The 18,880-nt window shown below is 70.5% G+C and carries 18 protein-coding genes and 1 other RNA gene; 17 read left to right on the top strand and 2 right to left on the bottom strand.

Annotated elements, in window-relative coordinates:
- Nucleotides 1-14 precede the first annotated feature (14 nt).
- From LG388_RS00830 to LG388_RS00820, 3 genes are all read left to right on the top strand, one after another.
- Nucleotides 15-1,208: a M48 family metallopeptidase gene (locus LG388_RS00830; RefSeq protein WP_225780957.1), complete on the top strand. Its 1,194-nt coding sequence runs from the start codon at nucleotides 15-17 to the stop codon at nucleotides 1,206-1,208.
- Between the two features lie 64 nt (nucleotides 1,209-1,272).
- On the top strand, nucleotides 1,273-2,970 hold the full coding sequence (locus tag LG388_RS00825; protein ID WP_225780956.1) for an MBL fold metallo-hydrolase: 1,698 nt from the start codon (nucleotides 1,273-1,275) through the stop codon (nucleotides 2,968-2,970).
- 52 nt (nucleotides 2,971-3,022) lie between these two features.
- Nucleotides 3,023-3,730 (top strand): RNA pseudouridine synthase, encoded by a 708-nt coding sequence (locus tag LG388_RS00820; protein ID WP_225780955.1) that lies wholly within the window; start codon nucleotides 3,023-3,025, stop codon nucleotides 3,728-3,730.
- Nucleotides 3,731-3,787: 57 nt separating this feature from the next.
- On the opposite strand, the gene rnpB is transcribed toward LG388_RS00820, so the two are convergent.
- Nucleotides 3,788-4,137: RNase P RNA component class A (gene rnpB / locus LG388_RS00815), an RNA gene on the bottom strand.
- Between the two features lie 64 nt (nucleotides 4,138-4,201).
- Between rnpB and cysK the strand changes: the two genes are divergently transcribed.
- From cysK to LG388_RS00750, 13 genes are all read left to right on the top strand, one after another.
- Nucleotides 4,202-5,131: a cysteine synthase A gene (gene cysK / locus LG388_RS00810; RefSeq protein WP_225780954.1), complete on the top strand. Its 930-nt coding sequence runs from the start codon at nucleotides 4,202-4,204 to the stop codon at nucleotides 5,129-5,131.
- A gap of 196 nt (nucleotides 5,132-5,327) precedes the next feature.
- A complete protein-coding gene (locus tag LG388_RS00805) occupies nucleotides 5,328-6,110 on the top strand; it encodes a sulfite exporter TauE/SafE family protein (RefSeq protein ID WP_225780953.1) in 783 nt (260 codons plus the stop codon).
- Between the two features lie 25 nt (nucleotides 6,111-6,135).
- Nucleotides 6,136-7,185 carry a J domain-containing protein gene (locus LG388_RS00800; RefSeq protein ID WP_225780952.1) on the top strand — a complete coding sequence of 350 codons (1,050 nt, stop codon included), beginning with the start codon at nucleotides 6,136-6,138 and terminating at the stop codon, nucleotides 7,183-7,185.
- An 88-nt stretch (nucleotides 7,186-7,273) separates the two neighbouring features.
- Entirely contained in the window at nucleotides 7,274-8,989 is a 1,716-nt protein-coding gene (locus LG388_RS00795) for an NAD(P)/FAD-dependent oxidoreductase (protein WP_225780951.1), read from the top strand.
- A complete protein-coding gene (locus tag LG388_RS00790; RefSeq protein WP_225780950.1) occupies nucleotides 8,986-9,564 on the top strand; it encodes a VUT family protein in 579 nt (192 codons plus the stop codon). Before LG388_RS00795 ends, LG388_RS00790 begins: the two co-directional genes overlap by 4 nt.
- Nucleotides 9,561-10,184, top strand: coding sequence for a flavin reductase family protein (locus LG388_RS00785; protein WP_225780949.1), 624 nt, complete (start codon nucleotides 9,561-9,563; stop codon nucleotides 10,182-10,184). Before LG388_RS00790 ends, LG388_RS00785 begins: the two co-directional genes overlap by 4 nt.
- Before the next feature lie 55 nt (nucleotides 10,185-10,239).
- Nucleotides 10,240-11,166 (top strand): ProQ/FINO family protein, encoded by a 927-nt coding sequence (locus LG388_RS00780; protein WP_225780948.1) that lies wholly within the window; start codon nucleotides 10,240-10,242, stop codon nucleotides 11,164-11,166.
- 36 nt (nucleotides 11,167-11,202) lie between these two features.
- Nucleotides 11,203-11,397 carry a LysR family transcriptional regulator gene (locus LG388_RS00775; RefSeq protein ID WP_225780947.1) on the top strand — a complete coding sequence of 65 codons (195 nt, stop codon included), beginning with the start codon at nucleotides 11,203-11,205 and terminating at the stop codon, nucleotides 11,395-11,397.
- Nucleotides 11,398-11,460: 63 nt separating this feature from the next.
- Nucleotides 11,461-12,675, top strand: coding sequence for an amino acid ABC transporter substrate-binding protein (locus tag LG388_RS00770; protein WP_225780946.1), 1,215 nt, complete (start codon nucleotides 11,461-11,463; stop codon nucleotides 12,673-12,675).
- Nucleotides 12,676-12,689: 14 nt separating this feature from the next.
- Nucleotides 12,690-13,559, top strand: a complete 870-nt coding sequence (locus LG388_RS00765) for a branched-chain amino acid ABC transporter permease (RefSeq protein WP_225780945.1) — start codon at nucleotides 12,690-12,692, stop codon at nucleotides 13,557-13,559.
- The gene (locus LG388_RS00760) at nucleotides 13,556-14,497 is read left to right on the top strand and encodes a branched-chain amino acid ABC transporter permease (protein ID WP_225780944.1); all 942 of its coding nucleotides are present in this window, start codon (nucleotides 13,556-13,558) and stop codon (nucleotides 14,495-14,497) included. Before LG388_RS00765 ends, LG388_RS00760 begins: the two co-directional genes overlap by 4 nt.
- A complete protein-coding gene (locus LG388_RS00755; protein WP_225780943.1) occupies nucleotides 14,494-15,240 on the top strand; it encodes an ABC transporter ATP-binding protein in 747 nt (248 codons plus the stop codon). The genes LG388_RS00760 and LG388_RS00755 overlap by 4 nt, the downstream gene beginning before the upstream one ends.
- On the top strand, nucleotides 15,233-15,934 hold the full coding sequence (locus LG388_RS00750; RefSeq protein ID WP_225780942.1) for an ABC transporter ATP-binding protein: 702 nt from the start codon (nucleotides 15,233-15,235) through the stop codon (nucleotides 15,932-15,934). The genes LG388_RS00755 and LG388_RS00750 overlap by 8 nt, the downstream gene beginning before the upstream one ends.
- 49 nt (nucleotides 15,935-15,983) lie before the next feature.
- Here the strand turns inward: LG388_RS00750 and LG388_RS00745 are convergent, their stop codons facing one another.
- Nucleotides 15,984-16,871, bottom strand: a complete 888-nt coding sequence (locus tag LG388_RS00745; protein WP_225780941.1) for an AraC family transcriptional regulator — start codon at nucleotides 16,869-16,871, stop codon at nucleotides 15,984-15,986.
- Between the two features lie 265 nt (nucleotides 16,872-17,136).
- On the opposite strand from LG388_RS00745, the gene LG388_RS00740 reads away from it, so the two are divergent.
- Nucleotides 17,137-18,822 carry an FAD-dependent monooxygenase gene (locus LG388_RS00740; protein ID WP_225780940.1) on the top strand — a complete coding sequence of 562 codons (1,686 nt, stop codon included), beginning with the start codon at nucleotides 17,137-17,139 and terminating at the stop codon, nucleotides 18,820-18,822.
- The last annotated feature ends 58 nt before the right edge of the window (nucleotides 18,823-18,880 follow it).

The raw sequence follows: 18,880 nt of genomic DNA, 5'->3' as shown, positions 1-18,880 counted from the left end.
TGGCGCCTGCGTCCATGACCGCCTCGCCCGCTCCTGCCGCCGCGCCCGCCGAGCTGGTGCCGGCCCGCTGGTTCGACGGCATCCACAGCACGCCGCAGCCGGTGCTCGTGGGTTTGCGGCCGGGTGCGCGCGGCCCGGGTCTGCAGGTGCATCCGCTGAACACCCGCACGCCCGCGCCGCCGGCCCTGGCGCACGACGCGGTGGACTGGCCCGAGACCTGGAGCGGCCGCCACGCACCGCGCCGGCTGGTGGTGGGGCTGGGCCCGCACGGCAGCCTGGAGATCGAGGACGCCACGCGCTGGCAGGCCGCGCTGCAGGCGGCCGGTGCGCGTCCCGGCCTGGCGCAGCGCATGCAGACCCGCTGGCAGGTCTTCGCCACCGTACTGCTGCTCTCGGTGCTGGGGCTGGTGGCCTTCTACCGCTGGGGCACACCCTGGGCGGCCACCCAGCTCACGCGCTTCGTGCCGCTGGGCTGGGAGCAGACGCTCAGCGAAGAGGCCATGCGCGAGCTGGACGACGGCTTCCTGCGCCCCAGCCGCCTGCCGGCCGAGCGCCAGGCCGCGCTGCAGGCGCGCTTCGAGGCGCTGGATGCCCAGTGGCGCGCCGCCCTCGCGCAGGAGCGGCCCGGGCCGCTCGCACGCTACCGCGGCTACGCGCCGCCCATGAAGCTCGCGTTGCGCAGCGGCATGCCGGCCAACGCCTTCGCGCTGCCCGGCGGCCAGATCGTGATGACCGACGCGCTGGTGCGCGCGGCCGAACGCGCGAAGCTCGGCGACGACGCGCTGGCCGGCGTGCTGGCGCACGAGATGGGCCATGTGGTGCACCGCCACGGCACGCGGCTGGTGGTGGAACAAGGCGTGCTCAACGTCGGACTCGGCCTGGCGCTGGGCGATGTCTCCAGCCTGGTGGCGACGGCCAGCACCGTGCTCACGCACCTGGCGTACCGCCGCGACCACGAGCGCGAGGCCGACTGCTTCGCCGTCGCCTTGATGCGGCAGGCCGGGCTGCCGGTGGCGCCCATGGCCGACCTGCTGCAGACCATCGACGGCCCGCCGCGGCCCGCAAAGGAGAAGGCCGGCGGCGCGCCGGGCGCCGACGGCGCCACGCCCGTCCCCGGGGAAAGCGCCGGGGCCGACTGGTTCAGCAGCCACCCCGACACGGCCGGCCGGGCCCAGGCCTTGCGTGCCGGCCAGGGCTGCCCGCCCTGAGCGGCCCGCGCCGCCCGGCGGCCTGCCCTGCAGCGATCACACACGCTACGTATCATCCGCCCCCATGGTCCGGCTTTCCCAACAGCTTCACGCCGTCCGCGAACCCGCGGCGGCCCAGGCCGCGGCCACCCTGCTGCTGCTGCGCGACACACCGGACGGCCTGGAAGTGCTGATGACGCGCCGCGCCGCCGTGGCCCGCTTCGCGCCCGGCGCCTACGTGTTCCCGGGCGGGCGCGTGGAAGACGCCGACGTGCAGGCCCGCCCCATCGCGATGCGCCGTCGCACCCAGAGCCGCCACCACCTGGCCCATGCCGTGGCCGCCGTGCGCGAGACCTTCGAGGAACTGGGCGTGCTGCTGGCCGAGCATCCCGACGGCCGCCCGGTGCTGCCGCACGAGATCGCCGCGCTGGACCGCGGCTACCACCCGGCCGTGCCCTTTGCCGAGCAATGCGCGATGCGCGGCCTGCGCCTGTCCACCGACCGCATCTGGGCGCTGGCGCACTGGGTGACCGACCGCGACCTGCCCAAGCGCTTCGACGTGCTGTTCATGGTGGCGCGCATGCCCGAGGGCCAGACGCCCCAGGCCGACGAGATCGAGCAGTTCGAACCCACCTGGGTGCGCCCGGCCGATGCCCTGGCGCGCCACGAGGCCGACCGCTTCCCGATGATCTTCCCCACCGTGCGCACGCTGCAGCGGCTGGCCGCCTTCGACCGCGTCGACGCCGTGCTGCAGGCCTGCATGCGCGAAAAGCCGCTGTGGAGCAGCTGCCCGCGCGGCGCCTGGCTGGAAGGCCGCGAGGCGCGCTTCATGGAGCAGGACAGCCCCTACGGCGAGCTGGCCCTGGCCTGCCCCGACGGCCAGCTGCTGCACAGCCTGGACTGGCAGACCCACACCCCCGTGCCGCTGCTGCGCAACGTGCGCCGCCTGACGGCGCCCAACCCCAGCGCCATGACCGGGCCGGGCACCAACAGCTACATCGTGGGCGACGCGCACAGCGGCTACATCGTCATCGACCCCGGGCCGAACGACTTCGGCCACGTGGGCCGGCTCTGGCGCGCCACCCATGGCGACATCCGCGCCATCATCTGCACCCATTCGCATGCCGACCATTCGCCCGGCGCGCAGCCGCTGCAGGCCCTGTGCCAGACCGCGCGCCCGCCGATCCTCGGCCTGCCCTCGGCACCCACCGCCCGCGCCAGCGCGCGCTTCGTGCCCGACCGCGCGCTGGAGAACCACGAGCGGCTGCAGCTCGAAGGCGCGCCGCTGGAAGGCGAGCCGGGCCGCCGCGTGACGCACACGCTGCGCGTGCTGCACACGCCGGGCCACGCGGCCAACCACCTGTGCCTGTTCCTGGAGGAAGACGGCCTGCTCTTCTCGGGCGACCACATCCTCAATGGCAGCACCACCGTCATCGACCCGCCCGACGGCCACATGAGCGACTACCTCGAATCGCTGGACCGGCTGGACGCGGCCTGCGAGGAGCTGCAGGCGGAATTCATCCTGCCCGCGCACGGGCACGTGCTGGGCTTCGCGCGCACGGCCATCGCGCGGCTCAAGGCACACCGCCTGCAGCGCGAGGCCAAGGTGGCGGCCGCGCTGCGCCAGAATCCCCACGGCACGCCCGAGGACTGGGTGGCCATCGCCTACGGTGACACGCCGCGCGCGCTGTGGCCGGTGGCGCTGCGCTCGCTGCAGGCCCATGTGGAACGCCTGCGCGAGCTCGAAGCCCGGCGCGCCGATGCGCGCCGGACCACAATCTAGGAGAGCAGCCGCGGCTCTTGGCGCGGGCATGCCCCATGCCCGCACGGAATGAATGAGCGAAGAAGACACTGACCCTGGGGAGCGCCTGGCCAAGCGCGTGGCGGCCCAACTGCACTGCTCGCGCCGCGAAGCCGAGCAACTGGTGGCGCAGGGCGCCGTGACCGTGGACGGCGAGCTCGCCACCCAGCCCCAGCAGCGCGTGCGCGCCGACCAGCGCGTGGCCGTGGCCCCGGGCGCCCGGCCGCAGGCCATGGCGCCCGCCACCCTGCTGGTGCACAAGCCGGCCGGCCTGGACTGGAGTGCGCCGGGTTTCTGGGCGCGGCTGCAGCGCGATGGCCAGGACGCGCTGCACGGCCGCCCCGCCGTGCCCGGCCTGTTCATGAACCAGCGCTGCGTGGCCTCGCTCGAGGTCGAGGAAAGCGGCCTGGTCGTCTTCAGCCAGGTGCCCGGCGTGGCGCGCCGCCTGCTGGACGATGCGCCGCTGGTCGAACATGAATTCAGCATCGAGGTGAACGGCGCCGTCGATGCGGCCCAGTTGCAGCGCCTTCGCCCCGCGCGCGCCAGCATCAGCCGCCGGACCGAGACGCTGACCGGCCTGCGCGTGGTGCTGCACGGGCCGGAGCCGGGCCAGATCGCGGCGCTGTGCCGCAATGCCGGCCTGGCGCCGACCGCGCTGCGGCGCCTGCGCATCGGCCGGATGCCCATGGCCGGCCTCGCGCCCGGCCACTGGCGCTGCCTGCGGCCACAAGAGCGGTTCTGAGGACGCCCGGCGAGGCAGAAGAAGCAAGGCCCTCCACCGGGAGGGCCTTGGGAAGAAGTGTGAAGCGCGCCGATACGCCGGATTCTGTGCACGGCAGCCTCCTTGCGGATGCCGCCGCGTGACCGCCATTCATCTGGGCCGTGGGTCACCCGCACGGCTCGGTGCTACCTACCCGCCAGCTCCGCGGGCCACATCAACGCTGGCCTATTTGGTATTGCTGCGCGCAGAGATTGCCCGTTTCACCCCCGGCGGTTGGCCTTGCGGCACTCCCGTCGGGACTCGTCTCTGTTGCTCTGATCCTCACCTCGCGGTGGAGAGCCGTTAGCTCCTGCGCTGCCCTGTGCAGTCCGGACGTTCCTCCAGTGCGGCCTTTCGGCACTTGCACCAGCGGCGGTCTGGCGTGCTTCACACCGCGATTATCGCCACAATGCCTGGTTCACCCGTCTGTCCCACCCCTTGCCGGAGACCTGCATGAAAGCCAACACCATCCTCGACACCATCGGCCGCACCCCGCACATCCGCGTCCAGCGCCTGTTCAACGGCGTGGCCCGGCCGGGCCAGCAGGTGTGGATCAAGTCCGAGCGCAGCAACCCCGGCGGCTCCATCAAGGACCGCATCGGCCTGGCCATGATCGAGGACGCCGAGCAATCCGGCGCCCTCCAGCCCGGCGGCACCATCATCGAGCCCACCAGCGGCAACACCGGCATCGGCCTGGCGATGGCGGCCGCCGTCAAGGGCTACAAGCTGGTGCTGGTGATGCCCGAATCGATGTCCATCGAGCGCCGCCGCCTGATGCTGGCCTACGGCGCCACCTTCGACCTGACGCCCAAGGAGAAGGGCATGAAGGGCGCCATCGCCCGCGCCGAGGAACTGGTCGCCAGCACGCCCGGCGCCTGGATGCCGCAGCAGTTCAACAACCCCGCCAACGTCGCCGTGCACGTGCGCACCACGGCCGAGGAGATCGCGGCCGATTTCCCCGAGGGCATCGACGCGCTCATCACCGGCGTGGGCACGGGGGGCCACATCACGGGCTGCGCGCAAGTGCTCAAGAAGAAGTGGCCCAAGCTCAAGGTCTATGCCGTCGAGCCCGTCGCCTCGCCCGTGCTCTCGGGCGGCAGCCCGGCGCCGCACCCGATCCAGGGCATCGGCGCCGGCTTCGTGCCGCAGATCCTCCAGACCGAACTGCTCGACGGCATCATCCAGGTCGATGCCGAGCCGGCGCGCGAAATGGCGCGCCGCTGCGCGCGCGAGGAAGGCATGCTGGTGGGCGTCTCCTCGGGCGCCACGCTGGCCGCCATCGCGCAGAAGCTGCCCGAGCTGCCGGCCGATGCCGTGGTGCTGGGCTTCAATTACGACACGGGCGAGCGCTACCTGTCCATCGAAGGCTTCCTGCCGGCTTGATGGACCGGCCCGCGTCCGGCTCGCCCCATGCACAGCCGGGCCGCGGGGCCGCCCTGAGGCGGCGGGGTGAGCGGCTCACCGACAATGCGGGGCAGCCCCGCTCTCCAAGCCTTCGACCTCTCCCGCCACGGCACGCTTGCGCTCCGGGCGCGCCCCTGCACCGGCCCCCGGGCCGGGCGGCCTTCCCACCCTGCCCATGTCCCTTCAATTCCAGGCCCTGGCAGGGCCTGCCCTCGCCTTTGCCGGCTGCGCCGCGCTGGCCGCCTATGCACAGAACCTCACGGGCTTCGCCTTCAGCCTGATCCTGCTCGGGCTGTCGTCGGTGCTGCACATCGCGTCGATCAACGACGCCGCCAATGCCGCCACCGTGCTCTCGCTGGTCAATGCCTGGGCCTACCTGCGCAACCATCCGGGCCAGAACCCCTGGCATCTGCTGCGCCCCATCCTCAACGGCAGTGTCGTCGGCGTCCTGGCTGGGCTGATGCTGCTGGCCTGGCTCAGCGGCACGGCCATGGACCTGCTGCGGGGCCTGCTGGGCGCGGCCATCGTGGTCTGCGCGCTGCTCTTCATGCGGCAGACCCGCGCCCGCGCCCAACTCTCCGGCCGCGGCAGCTTCACCTTCATCGGCGTGCTCTCGGGCCTGCTCAGCGGCCTTTTTTCGAGCGGCGGGCCGCCGCTGGTCTTCCACATGTACCGCCAGCCGCTGGGCGCCGACGTGATCCGGCGCGTGCTGCTGCTCAGCTTTGCGCTCAGCGGCCTGGTGCGGCTGGTCGTGGTGCTGCCCACGGGCCAGTTCTCGTGGCAGGCCGCCGCGCTCACGGCAGCGGCCTTTCCGGCCGTCTACCTGGTGTCGCGCTTCCATCGCTGGCTGCCGCACCAGTTCCACCCGCGCACGCTCAAGCTGCTCGTGGGCGGACTGCTGTGCCTGGCCGGCGGCACGCTGCTGTTCAGCGCCTGGCAGGCGCTCAGCGCGGCCTGAGCGCGCCGCCCTCTCTGTGGCGACCATGCCCACCCCACCGACCCGCCGCCTCCACCTGAGCCCGAGCGACGGCAACTCGGCCCCGCAGAGCGCCGAGCAGCAGCGCTTCCACCGGCTGCACGACGACATCGCTGCGCAGCGCGCCCTGCTCGATGCTTGGAGCGCCGCCATCGACGCCTACGAGCAGCGCTACCTGCAGGACTATCTGCCGCTGCACGCCCAGTACCGCGACCAGCATGTGGCGCTGCTGGACTTCCTGGACCATGCCGCCTCGGGCGGCATGCGGCTGGGCCGCACCGATGCGCAAGCGCTGCACGCATTGATCGCGAGCATCGCCGAAAGCCTGCTGTTGGGCGAAGACGACGAAGCGCGGCGCCGCCACCTGGCGGGCATGTACGAGCGCTATGCGCCGGCCAACGAAGCGGCGGCGCCCGGCACCGAGGCCGACGACGAGACTGAAGCCCTGCTGCGCCGCGTGGAAGCCGAGATGGACGCCGCCCGCGCCAAGGCCGAGGCCGCGCGCGAAAAGCGGCGCGCCGAGCGCCAGCGCAAGGGCACCACGCGCGCGCAGCAGGCCCACCAGCAAAAGGAAGAAGTGGTGCAGGCCACGCAGTCCGTGCGCGCGGTGTACCGCCAGCTGGTGAGCGCCCTGCACCCCGACCGCGAGCCCGACGAACAGGAGCGCCTGCGCAAGACCGCGCTGATGCAGCGCGTGAACGAGGCCTATGCCGCCCACCGCCTGCTGGACCTGCTGCAGCTGCAACTGGAAATCGAACAGATCGACGCCCGCCACCTGCAGGGGCTGGCCGACGCCCAGCTGGCGCACTACAACCGGGTGCTCGCAGGCCAGCTGGCCGAACTCCAGCAGGAAGTGCGCGCCGTCGAAGCCGGCTTCAAGGCCCGCCACGGCCTGAACCCGCACGGCAAACTGCGCCCGGAGCTGCTGGCCGACCGGCTGCGGCACGAGATCGCGAAGCTCCACAACGCCCTGCGTGACCTGCAGCGCGAACAGCGGATGCTGGAAGACCCGGACGTGTTCAAGCGCTGGGTCAAGGCGCAGCGGCAGATGGGCTGAGCGCGCCGGCCTGCGTGTTTGGCCGGCAGTGCCCGGTCGTGGACAATATGCAGCCCGCCGAATGCCCGATCACCACGGGCCCCGCGCCATGATCCGACTTTCCGAACTCAAGCTCCCCCTCGACCACGCGCCCGAGGCGCTGCCCGCGCTGATCGCGCAGACGCTGGGCCTTTCGCCCGCGCAGGTCGCGAGCCATACCGTCTTCAAGCGCAGCTTCGATGCGCGCAAGCCGCAGCTGCTGGTGGTCTACATCGCCGACGTGGCGCTCGCCGATCCGGCCCTGGAAGCGGCCCTGCTGGCCGCCAACGCCAAGAACCCGCACCTCCAGCCCACGCCCGACATGGCCTACCGCGCGCCGGTGCGGGCGGCTGCCGGCGGCGCCGAAAGCGGCCTGCGCCCCGTGGTCGTCGGCTTCGGCCCCTGCGGGCTGTTCGCGGCGCTGCTGCTGGCGCAGATGGGTTTCCGGCCCATCGTGCTGGAGCGCGGCAAGACCGTGCGCGCGCGCACCCAGGACACCTGGGGCCTGTGGCGCAAGAAGGAGCTGCATCCCGAATCAAACGTGCAGTTCGGCGAAGGTGGCGCCGGCACCTTCTCGGACGGCAAGCTCTACAGCCAGATCAAGGACCCGCGCTTCCTGGGCCGCAAGGTGCTCGAAGAGTTCGTGAAGGCCGGTGCGCCCGAGGAAATCCTGTGGGAGGCGCACCCGCACATCGGCACCTTCCGCCTGGTGAAGATGATCGAGAACATGCGCGCCGAGATCGAGTCGCTGGGCGGCGAGATCCGCTTCGAGCAGAAGGTGACGGACGTGCGCGTGGAAGCCGGCCGCCTGCGCGGGCTGGTGGTGCGCGACCAGGCCACGGGCCAGACGCAGGAGATGCGCTGCGACCATGTGGTGATGGCCCTGGGCCACAGCGCGCGCGACAGCTTCGCCATGCTGTGGGAACGCGGCGCGCCCATCGAGGCCAAGCCCTTCTCCATCGGCTTTCGCGCCGAGCATCCGCAGGGCCTGATCGACCGCGCGCGCTGGGGGCGCCATGCCGGCCATCCGGCGCTGGGCGCGGCCGAGTACCGGCTGGTGCACCACGCCAGCAACGGCCGCTCGGTCTACAGCTTCTGCATGTGCCCCGGCGGCACCGTGGTGGCCGCCACCAGCGAGCCCAACCGCGTGGTGACCAACGGCATGAGCCAGTATTCACGCGCCGAGCGCAACGCAAACGCCGGCATCGTGGTCGGCATCACGCCCGAGGACTACCCGACCGACTACCAGCACCTCGACCTGTCGCCCGAAACGCTGGAACGCGTGCAGGGCCGGCCGCATCCGCTGGCGGGCATCGAGCTGCAGCGGCGGCTGGAATCGCAGGCCTTCGTGCTCGGCGGCGGCGACTACTGCGCGCCGGGCCAGCTGGTGGGCGACTTCGTGGCCGGCACGCCCTCGAAGGAGTTCGGCGAGGTGCAGCCGAGCTACAAGCCGGGCGTGCGCCTGGGGGACCTGCACGGCGCCCTGCCCGCCTACGCCATCGACGCGCTGCGCGAAGCCTTCCCGGCCTTCGGCAGGAAGATCCCCGGCTTCGATCGCCACGACGCGGTGCTCACGGGCGTGGAGACGCGCACCTCCTCGCCCATCCGCATCGCGCGCGATGCCGACACGCTGCAATGCCCGGGCATGGCCGGCCTGTACCCGGCCGGCGAAGGCGCGGGCTACGCGGGCGGCATCCTGTCGGCCGGCGTGGACGGCATCAAGGTGGGCGAAGCCGTGGCGCGCGCCCTGGCGGCCGAGCAGGAAGCGCAGCGGGTGCCGGCATGAACCCACAGCCTTCACGCAACGCTTTCGCCCGGCCGACTGCGGGCTGGTTCGCCCTGGCCATCGCCGCCATGGCGGCCGTGGTGCTGGGCTCCAATATCCTGGTGCAGTTCGCGATCAACGACTGGCTGACCTGGGGCGCCTTCACCTACCCCGTGGCCTTCCTGGTCAGCGAGTTGGTCAACCGCCGCTTCGGGCCCGCTCTGGCGCGGCGCGTGGCCTGGGTCGGCTTCGCGGTGGCGGTGCTGGCCTCGCTGTGGCTCGCGCCGGCGCGCATCGCGCTCGCCTCGGGCGCGGCCTTCATCGCCTCGCAGCTGCTGGACATCCGCGTGTTCGACCGCCTGCGCGCCGGCCTCTGGTGGCGTGCACCGCTGGTGGCCACGCTGGCCGCGGCGGTGCTGGACAGCGCCGTGTTCTGGGGCATTGGCTTCGCCGGCACCGGCGGGCCGTGGATCACCTGGGCGCTGGGCGACCTCGCCGTGAAGCTGGCCGTGGGTGCCGCCATGCTGCTGCCCTTCCGTCTGCTGATCGCGCGCAGCCTGGCCGCGCGCCCCGACAGCGTCCTCCAGCGACCATGATCGAAGCCGACGTCCATTTCTACGAGCCCGCGCAGGGCCACGGCCTGCCGCACGACCCGTTCAACGCGATGGTCGGGCCGCGGCCCATCGGCTGGATTTCGACGCGCGACGGCCAGGGCCGCCTGAACCTGGCGCCCTACAGCTTCTTCAACGCCTTCAACTACGTGCCGCCGATCGTCGGCTTCGCCAGCATCGGCGCCAAGGACACGCTGCGCAACATCCAGGCCACCGGCGAATTCGGCTGGAACCTGGCGACCCGCCCGCTGGCCGAAGCCATGAACGCCAGCTGCGCGGCCGTGCCGCCCGAGGTGGACGAGTTCGCGCTGGCCGGCCTCACGCCCGTGGCCTCGCGCCGCATCGGCGCGCCGCGCGTGGCCGAGAGCCCCGTGTCCTTCGAATGCCGGCTCACGCAACTGCTGCAGCTGCAGGGCGCGGACGGCCAGCGCGTCGACACCTGGCTGGTGCTGGGCGAGGTGGTGGGCGTGCACATCGCGCGCCGACTGCTCAAGGACGGGATCTACGACACCGCTGCGGCCGAGCCCATTCTGCGGGCCGGTGGCCCGGCCGACTATTTCGCGGTCACGCCCGACAACCGCTTCCACATGTTCCGTCCGCGCTGAAACGCGCCGACCGGCAACGCCACGTTTGATCCTTTTCTCCAGTTTCCTGTCCGACATGACCGACACCGACGTGAACTCCGAAGCCCGCCCCGCGACGCCCGCACCTGTGCCAGCGTCCGACGCGGCACCGTCGACCGCGGCGCCCGCCACGCCTGACAACGCCCCCACCGGCAACGCCGATGGCAGCGGCCCCGCCACAGGCACGCCGCCGCCGCGCCCACGACGCGGACGCGGTGGCCGGGGCCGGCGTGGTGGCAGCGATGCGGCCGGCACCGCCGCGCCGGCGCCGGGCACCACGCGCGGCGAACGCCGGCCGCAGAACGAAGACGCGCGCGCCGACAGCGGCCGCGGCAGGAAGCCCGCGAACAAGCCGGCCGCCAAGCCCGAACGGCAGGTGCATCCGATGCTCGAAAAGCTGGCCGAGCTGTACCCGAACCTCTTCGGCGCGCGCTTCCTGCCGCTGCAGCGCGGCATCTACGAAGCGCTGCGCGAGCGCCACCCTGAAGAGCTGCCCGAAGCCGAACTGAAGGTGGCGCTGGGCCTGCATGCGCGCTCGGGCCGCTACCTGGACGCCATCGCGCAACGCCTGCCGCGCCACAGCCTGGATGGCGAGGTGGTGGAAGCCGTGGCGCCCGAGCATGTGCACCACGCCATCGTCGAACTGCACCGCCGCCGCCAGGGCCGCACGCAGGAAGACCTGCGCCCCAAGCTGATCGCCCGCCTGGCCGAAGCCATCGAGGCCTCGGGCCTGGACCGCGCGGCCTATACCGAGCAGGCGCGCGTGTCCAAGCCCGAAGCGCTGGCGCTGATCGACGATGCCTTCGCCGAGCACGGCCGCGTGACCGCGCGGCGCGAGGCCCTGCAGCGCGCCTTTGCCGCCAGCGGCCAGACCGATGTGGATGCCTTTGCCGACATGTACGGCATTCCGCTGGGTGAGGCGCGGCGCTTTCTGAAGGCGGCGGCGCCGTCCTCTGCCGCCTGACCCGCCCCCCCGGCACGGGGGGTCCAGGTGCTCGACATGCTCCCGCACCGCCAACTGCGCTACTCCGTGGAGATCGTGGACACCGGCGGCTTCAGCCAGGCGGTCGAGCGCCTGTTGATCGCACAGTCGGCCCTGAGCCGCCAGGTGCGCGACATGGAGCAGGCCACGGGGCGTGATGTCACGCGGGCCGTGTCCAATCCCATTTCCTGCAACGCGTCGCACGAATACTGAAAGACGGTTGCGACGGTGCTGGACAGACTCGGCGAACTCGCTTGATCCTTCAGGAGCTTCGCCATGTCTTTGTCTCGTCGCCGGGTGCTGTCCCGGTTCGCCCTCGGTCTAGCCATCCCCTCTTTGCCCGCGCTGGCCCAGCAGCAGGTGGTCCGGATCGGCTGGGCCTTGTCCAAGACCGGCCCGAACGCCGGCGGTGCTGCCGTGTCATCGGCACCGAACTACGATCTCTGGATTCGCCAACTCCAGGCCGCCGGAGGCCTGAAGCTGGGTGAACGGCGGGTCCCCGTCGAGGTCGTGCAGTACGACGACCGCAGCAGCCCGGAGGAAGCGGTGCGTGCCGTCGAACGGCTGATCTCGCAGGACAAGGTCGACCTTGTACTGGCGCCCTGGGGCACGGCCTTGAACATGGCTGTGGCTCCCGTGCTGCACCGGGCCGGCTATCCGCACCTGGCCGCCACCGCCATGACCACGCGCACGGCCGACTTCGTCAAACGCTGGCCCGGCAGCTTCTGGCCCCTCGGCCCCATCGAGATCGGCGCGCAGAACATCGCGAAGATGCTGGTGCAACTGCGCGACCAGGGCCGCATCGGCAACACCGTCGCCCTGGTGGGAATCGCCGACGCCTGGGGCGTTGCCGGCACCAGCGTGGCCCGCCAGGAACTGCCCAAGGCCGGCTTCAAGCTGGTGTATGACAAGACCTACCCCATCGGCACGCAGGACGTTGCTCCCATCGTCTCCGAGATCAAGGCGCAGGCACCCGATGTGCTGCTGGCCTTCAGCTATCCGCCCGACACCTTCGCGCTGACCGAGCAGGCCCGGCTCACAGGCCTCTCGCCGAAGGTGTTCATCACCGGCGTCGGCACGGCGTTCCCGCAGTTCAAGAAGCGGTTCGGCGCTGCCGCCGAAGGCGTTATCGGCACCGGTGGGTGGAATCCGGACATTCCAGCGGCGCGAGACTATCTGAAGCAGCACCGCGAGATGACCGGCGCGGAGCCCGACCGCATGGGCAGCCTGACCACCTGGGCCAGCCTGCAGATGCTGCAGCAGGCCATCGAACGGGTGGGTCGCCTGGACCGCCCCGCCATCATCCGGGAACTGCAGACCGGCACTTTCGACACCATCTTCGGCCCCTGGAAGTTCGAGAACAACCTGCCGGCGCGGCCCTGGACCCTGGGCCAGTGGCGCGGCGACGAGTTTGTCGGCGTGGCGCCCGCACACCATCCCGGCGCCGCCGCGCTGACCGTGCCCAAGGCCCCCTGGCCCGCGGCCAACTGATCGGAGACGCACGGATGGCTGCGGCTCTTCTCAATGGCCTGTTGCTCGGCGGCATGTATGCGCTGATGTCCATCGGCCTCACCCTGCAATACGGCGTGGCGCGCATCATGAACCTCTCGTACGGCGAGGGGCTGGTGATGGCGGCGTTCGCGGCCTGGTGGGCCACCACCCATGCGGGCATCAGTCCCCTGTGGGTCTCCCTGCTCGTGGTGCCCGCGGGTTTTGCGGTCAGCGTGTGGCTGTACCGTGTCGGCCTGCATCCACTGGTCCGGCGTGCGCGGGACCGCTCCGAGCTGGAGGTCAGCAGCCTCCTGGCAACGTTCGGGTTCATGTTCGTCTTCCAGGGCATGATGCTTCTGATCTTCGGGGGCGCCTATCACAGCTACACGTTCATGGCATGGCCGGTGTCGCTGGCCGGCGAGATCGTCGCGGCCAACCGACTGCTGGCGCTGGGCCTGGCCGTGGCCGCCTGTATCGCGCTGTACCTCGGACTGACGCGCAGCCGCTGGGGGGTGGCGCTGCGCGCCGTGGCGGCCGACCCGTCGCTGGCTCCACTGGTCGGTGTGGACGGGCCGCGCGTGAGCGCTCTGGTGTTCGGGGTCGGCGGCGCGCTGGTGGCGCTCGCCGGTGTGCTGGTCAGCCTGTTCCAGACCTTCAATGCCAATTCAGGCATCGTCTTCACGGCCAAGGCGCTGGTCATCGTCATCATGGGCGGGGTGGGCCATGTGCAGGGCTGCCTGGTCGCGGCCTTGCTGCTGGGCTTGTCCGAGAGCCTGGTCGCCACCTATGTCGACCCCGGCTTGGCGATGGCGGTGACCTTCGCGCTGTTCACCGTGGTGCTGCTGTGGCGGCCCACGGGCCTGTTCGGAGGGCGCACGCGATGAAGTCACCAGCCATCTGCGTCGCCGGCCTCCTGGTGGGCCTGCTGGCCGTCTCGGCACCGCTGTGGACCAGTGACTACCACCTGTCGCTCGGCATCGCCCTGGCCAGTTGGGGCACGCTCGCGTCGGCCTGGGCCCTGTTCTCCGGGCCGACGCGCTATGTCTCGCTGGCCACCTCGGCCTTCTTCGGTGTGGGTGCCTATGCCACGGCCGTGCTCCATGAAGCCATGCCCTGGCCGCTGGTGCTGGCGGCGGCCGGTGCCATCAGCCTGTTGCTGGCACTGGTGGTCGGCCTGTCGACGCTGCGTCTGTCGGGCATCTACTTCGTGGCGTTCACCTTCGGCCTGTCCGAACTGCTGCGCCAGTGCGTGACCTGGTTCGAGGTCAACTACACGCAGACGCTGAGCCGCTACGTATTCAGCGATCTGTCGGCCGCCGCCATCTACTGGCAGTTGCTGGCACTGTGCGCGCTTGTCATCGGAGCGCGGGCGCTGCTGATGCGCTCGCGCTGGGGCCTGGCGTTGCGCGCCGTGGGCGATGACGAACTGGCGGCCGCGCACTGCGGCGTGCCGTTGACGCGCGTGAAGTTGCTGGCCTTCGTGTTCAGCGCCACCTGCATCGGCTGCACCGGTGCGCTCATGGCCACGCGCTGGACCTATATCGACCCGGGCATCGCGTTCAATCCGAACGTCTCGTTCCAGGTGCTGGCGATGGCGCTCTTCGGCGGCGCGGCGCGCTTGTTGGGGCCGTTGCTGGGCGTCGTGCCGCTGGCGCTGCTGTTCGAGCTGCTGATGGCGACGGCGCCGAATGCCTTCAGCCTGCTGCTGGGCCTGCTGTTCATGCTGATCGTGTACGCCTTGCCGCAGGGGATCGCCGGCTGGATCGGCACCTGGCGGCTGCGGCTGGCGCGTCGCGTCCCACCCGACAGGAGCGCCGCATGAACGACCGTCTGGAGCAGCCGCTGCTGCAGGTCCGGGGGCTGGTCCGGCGCTTCGGCGGCCTGGTGGCCGTCGACGGCCTGTCTTTCACCGTCGGCGCCGGTGAGCTGGTGGGACTGCTGGGTCCCAACGGTTCAGGCAAGAGCACCGCGATCAACCTGATTTCAGGCGTGTTCGCGCCGGATGCGGGCGCCGTGCTGCTGGACGGCCAGCCCATCACTGGCTGGGCGCCACACCGCGTGGCGCGTGCCGGCATCGCGCGCACGTTCCAGTTGGTGCGCGTACTGCCCTCGCTCACGCTCGCGGAGAACGTGCAGTTGGCGGTGGCCTTCCATGCTGGCGGGGCCCGCCAGACGGGTGCGAACGCACGCGACTGGCTCAAGCGCGTCGGCCTGGCAGACAAGGCGCAGTCGCAACCCAGCGAGCTGACTTACATCGACCAGAAGCGCCTGGAACTGGCGCGCGCGCTGGCGCTGCAACCGCGCCTGCTGATGCTGGACGAATGGCTGGCGGGCCTCAATCCCACCGAGTTGCAGCAGGCTATCGCGCTGGTGCGTTCGCTGGCGGCCGAGGGCATCGCCATCCTGATGGTCGAGCACGTCATGGAAGCCGTCCGAGCACTGTGCTCGCGCGCCGTGGTGATGCACCACGGGCGCGTCATCGCCCAGGGTCCGACGGCGCAGGTGCTGGCCGATCCCGAGGTGTTGCGCTGCTATCTGGGTGAGGAGGTCACAGCCGATGTTTGAAGTCCGTGGACTCGCGGTGCGCTACGGGCGCCACCAGGCTTTGCAAGACATTTCCCTGGACGTACGCTGCGGCGAGATCGTCGTTGTGCTCGGGGCCAACGGCGCGGGCAAGAGCTCCCTGCTCCGGAGCCTGGCCGGGCTGACCCCCTACAGCGGCCACATCGTCCTGCAAGGTCAGGCGCTGCATGCCATGGCGCCGCATCAGGTCGTGGAGGCCGGCCTGGCCATCGTGCCGGAGGGGCGCGGCGTCTTCGGCAGCCTGAGCGTGGCCGAGAACCTGCGCCTGGGCGCGCTGCCACGCCGCGCGCGCCAGTCGGAGGCACAGACCCTTGCGACGGTGCTCGGCCTGTTCCCGCGGCTGGCGGAGCGGCAGCGCCAGTTGGTCGGCACCATGAGCGGCGGCGAGCAGCAGATGGTCGCCATCGGTCGGGCCATGATGAGCGCACCCAGCCTGCTGCTGCTGGACGAACCGGGGCTGGGGCTGTCCCCACTGATGTGCCAGGAGCTGTTCGTGGCCATTCGCAAGGTCCGTGATCTCGGCATCGCCGTGATGCTGGTCGAGCAGAACGCACGCCAGGCGCTGGCGATTGCGGACCGAGGCTATCTGCTGGCGGCTGGCCAGGTCGTCGGGGAGGGCCCGGCGGCATCGCTCAGGGCGGATGCCGCGGTGCAGAAGGCCTTCCTGGGCGCCTGACCCGCAGGCGCCGGGCATTGCGCCCGGCGCTTCTGATTCTGATGCCAGGTCACTGACTGCGCTGGTAGGCGCGCGGCGTCACGCCGGTGGCCTGGCGGAACGCCGTGGTGAGATGGCTCTGGCTGGAGAAGCCCGTTTGCAGCGCGACATCGACCATGGGCAGCGTGCCCTCGCGCAGCAGCCGCTTGGCCTTCTCGATCCGACGCTGCAGCACATAGCGGTGCGGCGTCATGCCCATCGCCCGGGTGAAGGCGGCCGAGAAGGCGTGGCTGCCGATGCCGGCTTCACCCGCCAGGCGCGCCAGACTCAGGTCTTCGTCGAGCGCGCTCTCGATGAGGTCGCGGACATGGCGGATGCGGGCATCGGCCAGCCTTTCGGTGCGTTCCACCGGGCCGCCGCTGCGCACTCGCGTGCCATGTCGACGCAGCAGATGCAGCACCAGTAGCCGCGCGATCGCATCGGCATGCAGGCCATCCGAGAAGCCCGCGTCGTGGCGCGCCAGTTCGAGCAGTTCGATCGCCAACTGTTCGATGAAGGGATCTGCGAAACCCAGGCTCGGCTGGATCTCGATGCGCGCAGGGTCGGCGTCGCAGGCCTCCATGGCCACCTGCTCCACCATCGCGCGGCGCAGGTAGATCAGCTGAATCTCGGGCGTGCCCTGCAACTGCCAATGCGAGTCGCGGTCCGCCGGCACCATGCCGAGCAGGCGGGGACGCAACTGCACATTGATGCGGTCCCCCTCGTCGTCGATGACCCGGCGTATGTGGGCGGGACGGTTCCTGCAATAGGCCAGGCACAGATGCGGCACGGCGTGCAATGTCTGGTTCCACGAATGCTCCGTGGCCAGGGAGGTGTAGACGTCGTGCCAGCCGCGGCCACGGCTGTCGGCGAGAAACCGATGCTGCGGCCACAGTGCGATGCCATGGGTCTCATGCATCGGGAACTCGCCGCGGGCGCGTGGCGGTGAAACGGGTGGGTGCATGGGGCTCCGTTCTTGATCGACTCTACAGATGGATGCACAGCTGTTGCCCTTCGCTGCACCATCGCAGTGTCGAGCCGCGCAGGGATCGTTATCGCAGCCCGGCGGTCGCATGAAACATGCCATGCACGGAGATGGAAAAACGCACGCGTTTCTTGAAATACGTGGCCGCCACGCACGGCAACACTTGCTGCATCCCTTTGACCTTTTGGAGTGTTGCGCTATGAATTCCTCCCTGGATCTCCAGGACGTTCCGGTCCTCATCGTCGGTGGCAGTCTGGTCGGCCTTGCGTCGGCGATGTTCCTGGCGCGCCATGGCGTCCCATGCCTCGTGGTGGAGAAGCACCGCGGCACCGCGATCCATCCGCGCGCGGGCTACTTCCAGTTGCGCACGATGGAGTTGATGCGCGAAGCGGGCATCGAGCACCAGGTGCGTGCTGCCGCGCTGGCGCTCTACGATGCCGATGGCAGCATGAATGCGGTCGAGACGCTGGCGGGGCGCGAGATCGCCAACTACATCCCCAACATCAATCATGGCGTGGCCGATGTGAGTCCGGCGCGCCGCCTGTTCATGCCCCAGCAGGTCCTGGAACCTCTGATGCTGGAGCGTGCGCGCGAACTCGGTGCGCAGTTCCTGCATGCGACGGAGCTGATCGATTTCGAGCAGGATGCGTCCTGCGTCACCGCGACGGTGCGCCAGGTCGACAGCGGCGAGACACGCCGCATCCGGGCGCGCTACATGGTCGCCTGCGATGGCAACCGCAGCCCGGTCCGCGAGAAGCTGGGCATCGCGATGCAGGGGCATGGCCTGATGTCGCGCAGCATCACCATCTACTTTCGCGCGGACTGTTCGCGTGCGCTGCGCGGACGCAACCTGGGTGTCATCTACGTCAACAACGCCCACGTGCGCGGCTTCTTTCGATTGGAGAAGACCGGACTGGGAGGCTTCCTCGTGGTCTTCAATGTCGGCGACATCAAGACCGATCCCGCCGCGCGCTGGGTTGCCGACAGCATCACGACCGAAGGCGCGGCCGAACTGGTGCGCAAGGCGGTCGGGGAAGACGATCTGGAGGTGCAGGTCCTGGATGTCGCCAAATGGCGAGCGGTCTGCGAAGTGGCCGAGCAGTACCAGCACGGTCGCGTCTTCATTGCCGGGGATGCCGCGCACACGATGACGCCCACGGGGGGCTTCGGTGGCAACACCGGCATCCAGGACGCGCACAACCTCGCCTGGAAGCTGGCGTTCGTGCACCGGGGACTGGCCGACCCTTCGTTGCTGGACACCTACGAAGCGGAACGGCAACCCGTCGGCGAACTGGCGATCGAGCAGGCCTACAACCGCTATGTGCTGCGCTCTGACCCGGACCTGGGGACCGACGGCATGCAAGCGGCCGTGCCAGACATGCACATCGAGTTCAACCGCTACCGATCACATGCCGTGCGGGCCGAGGCAGACTATGTCGACGACGGCAAGCCGGACATCGATCCCCGTGGTTCATTCGGTCTTCCGGGCACGCGCGCACCGCATATGGAACTCCTGCAGGGGCAGCAGGTGATCTCGACCCTCGACCTTCTGGGACGGGACTTCGTCCTGTTGGTCGGGCCCGAGGGTCACCCATGGCTGCAGGCAGCGCGCGACGCGTCCGCGCGCAGTGGTGTTCCGGTCATGGCGCATCTGATCAACCGCGGCGCCACGGTGGGTGAACTCGTCGACCTGCATGGGGATTTCTCGGTCCCGTTCTGGACCGCTTACGGCATCGAAGCTTCGGGCGCGGTTCTGGTGCGCCCGGACGGATACGTCGGATGGCGCCAGCGTCACCATGTCGCGGACGCCGCTTTGCAGCTAGCGGATGCGCTGCAATCCATCCTGCAAGGCCAGCAGACCGAGCGCCTCCGCGAGGCTGCCTGAACCACGGCGATGCCGCAGAGGACACATGAGACCTGTTGCGCGCGGGGGCAGGGCCGAA

It is taken from the genome of Xenophilus sp. Marseille-Q4582 (assembly GCF_916700565.1).
Lineage (GTDB): Bacteria > Pseudomonadota > Gammaproteobacteria > Burkholderiales > Burkholderiaceae_C > Xenophilus.
The sequence above is the reverse complement of the archived record's forward strand: the minus strand, read 5'-3'. Positions and strand labels throughout refer to the sequence as shown.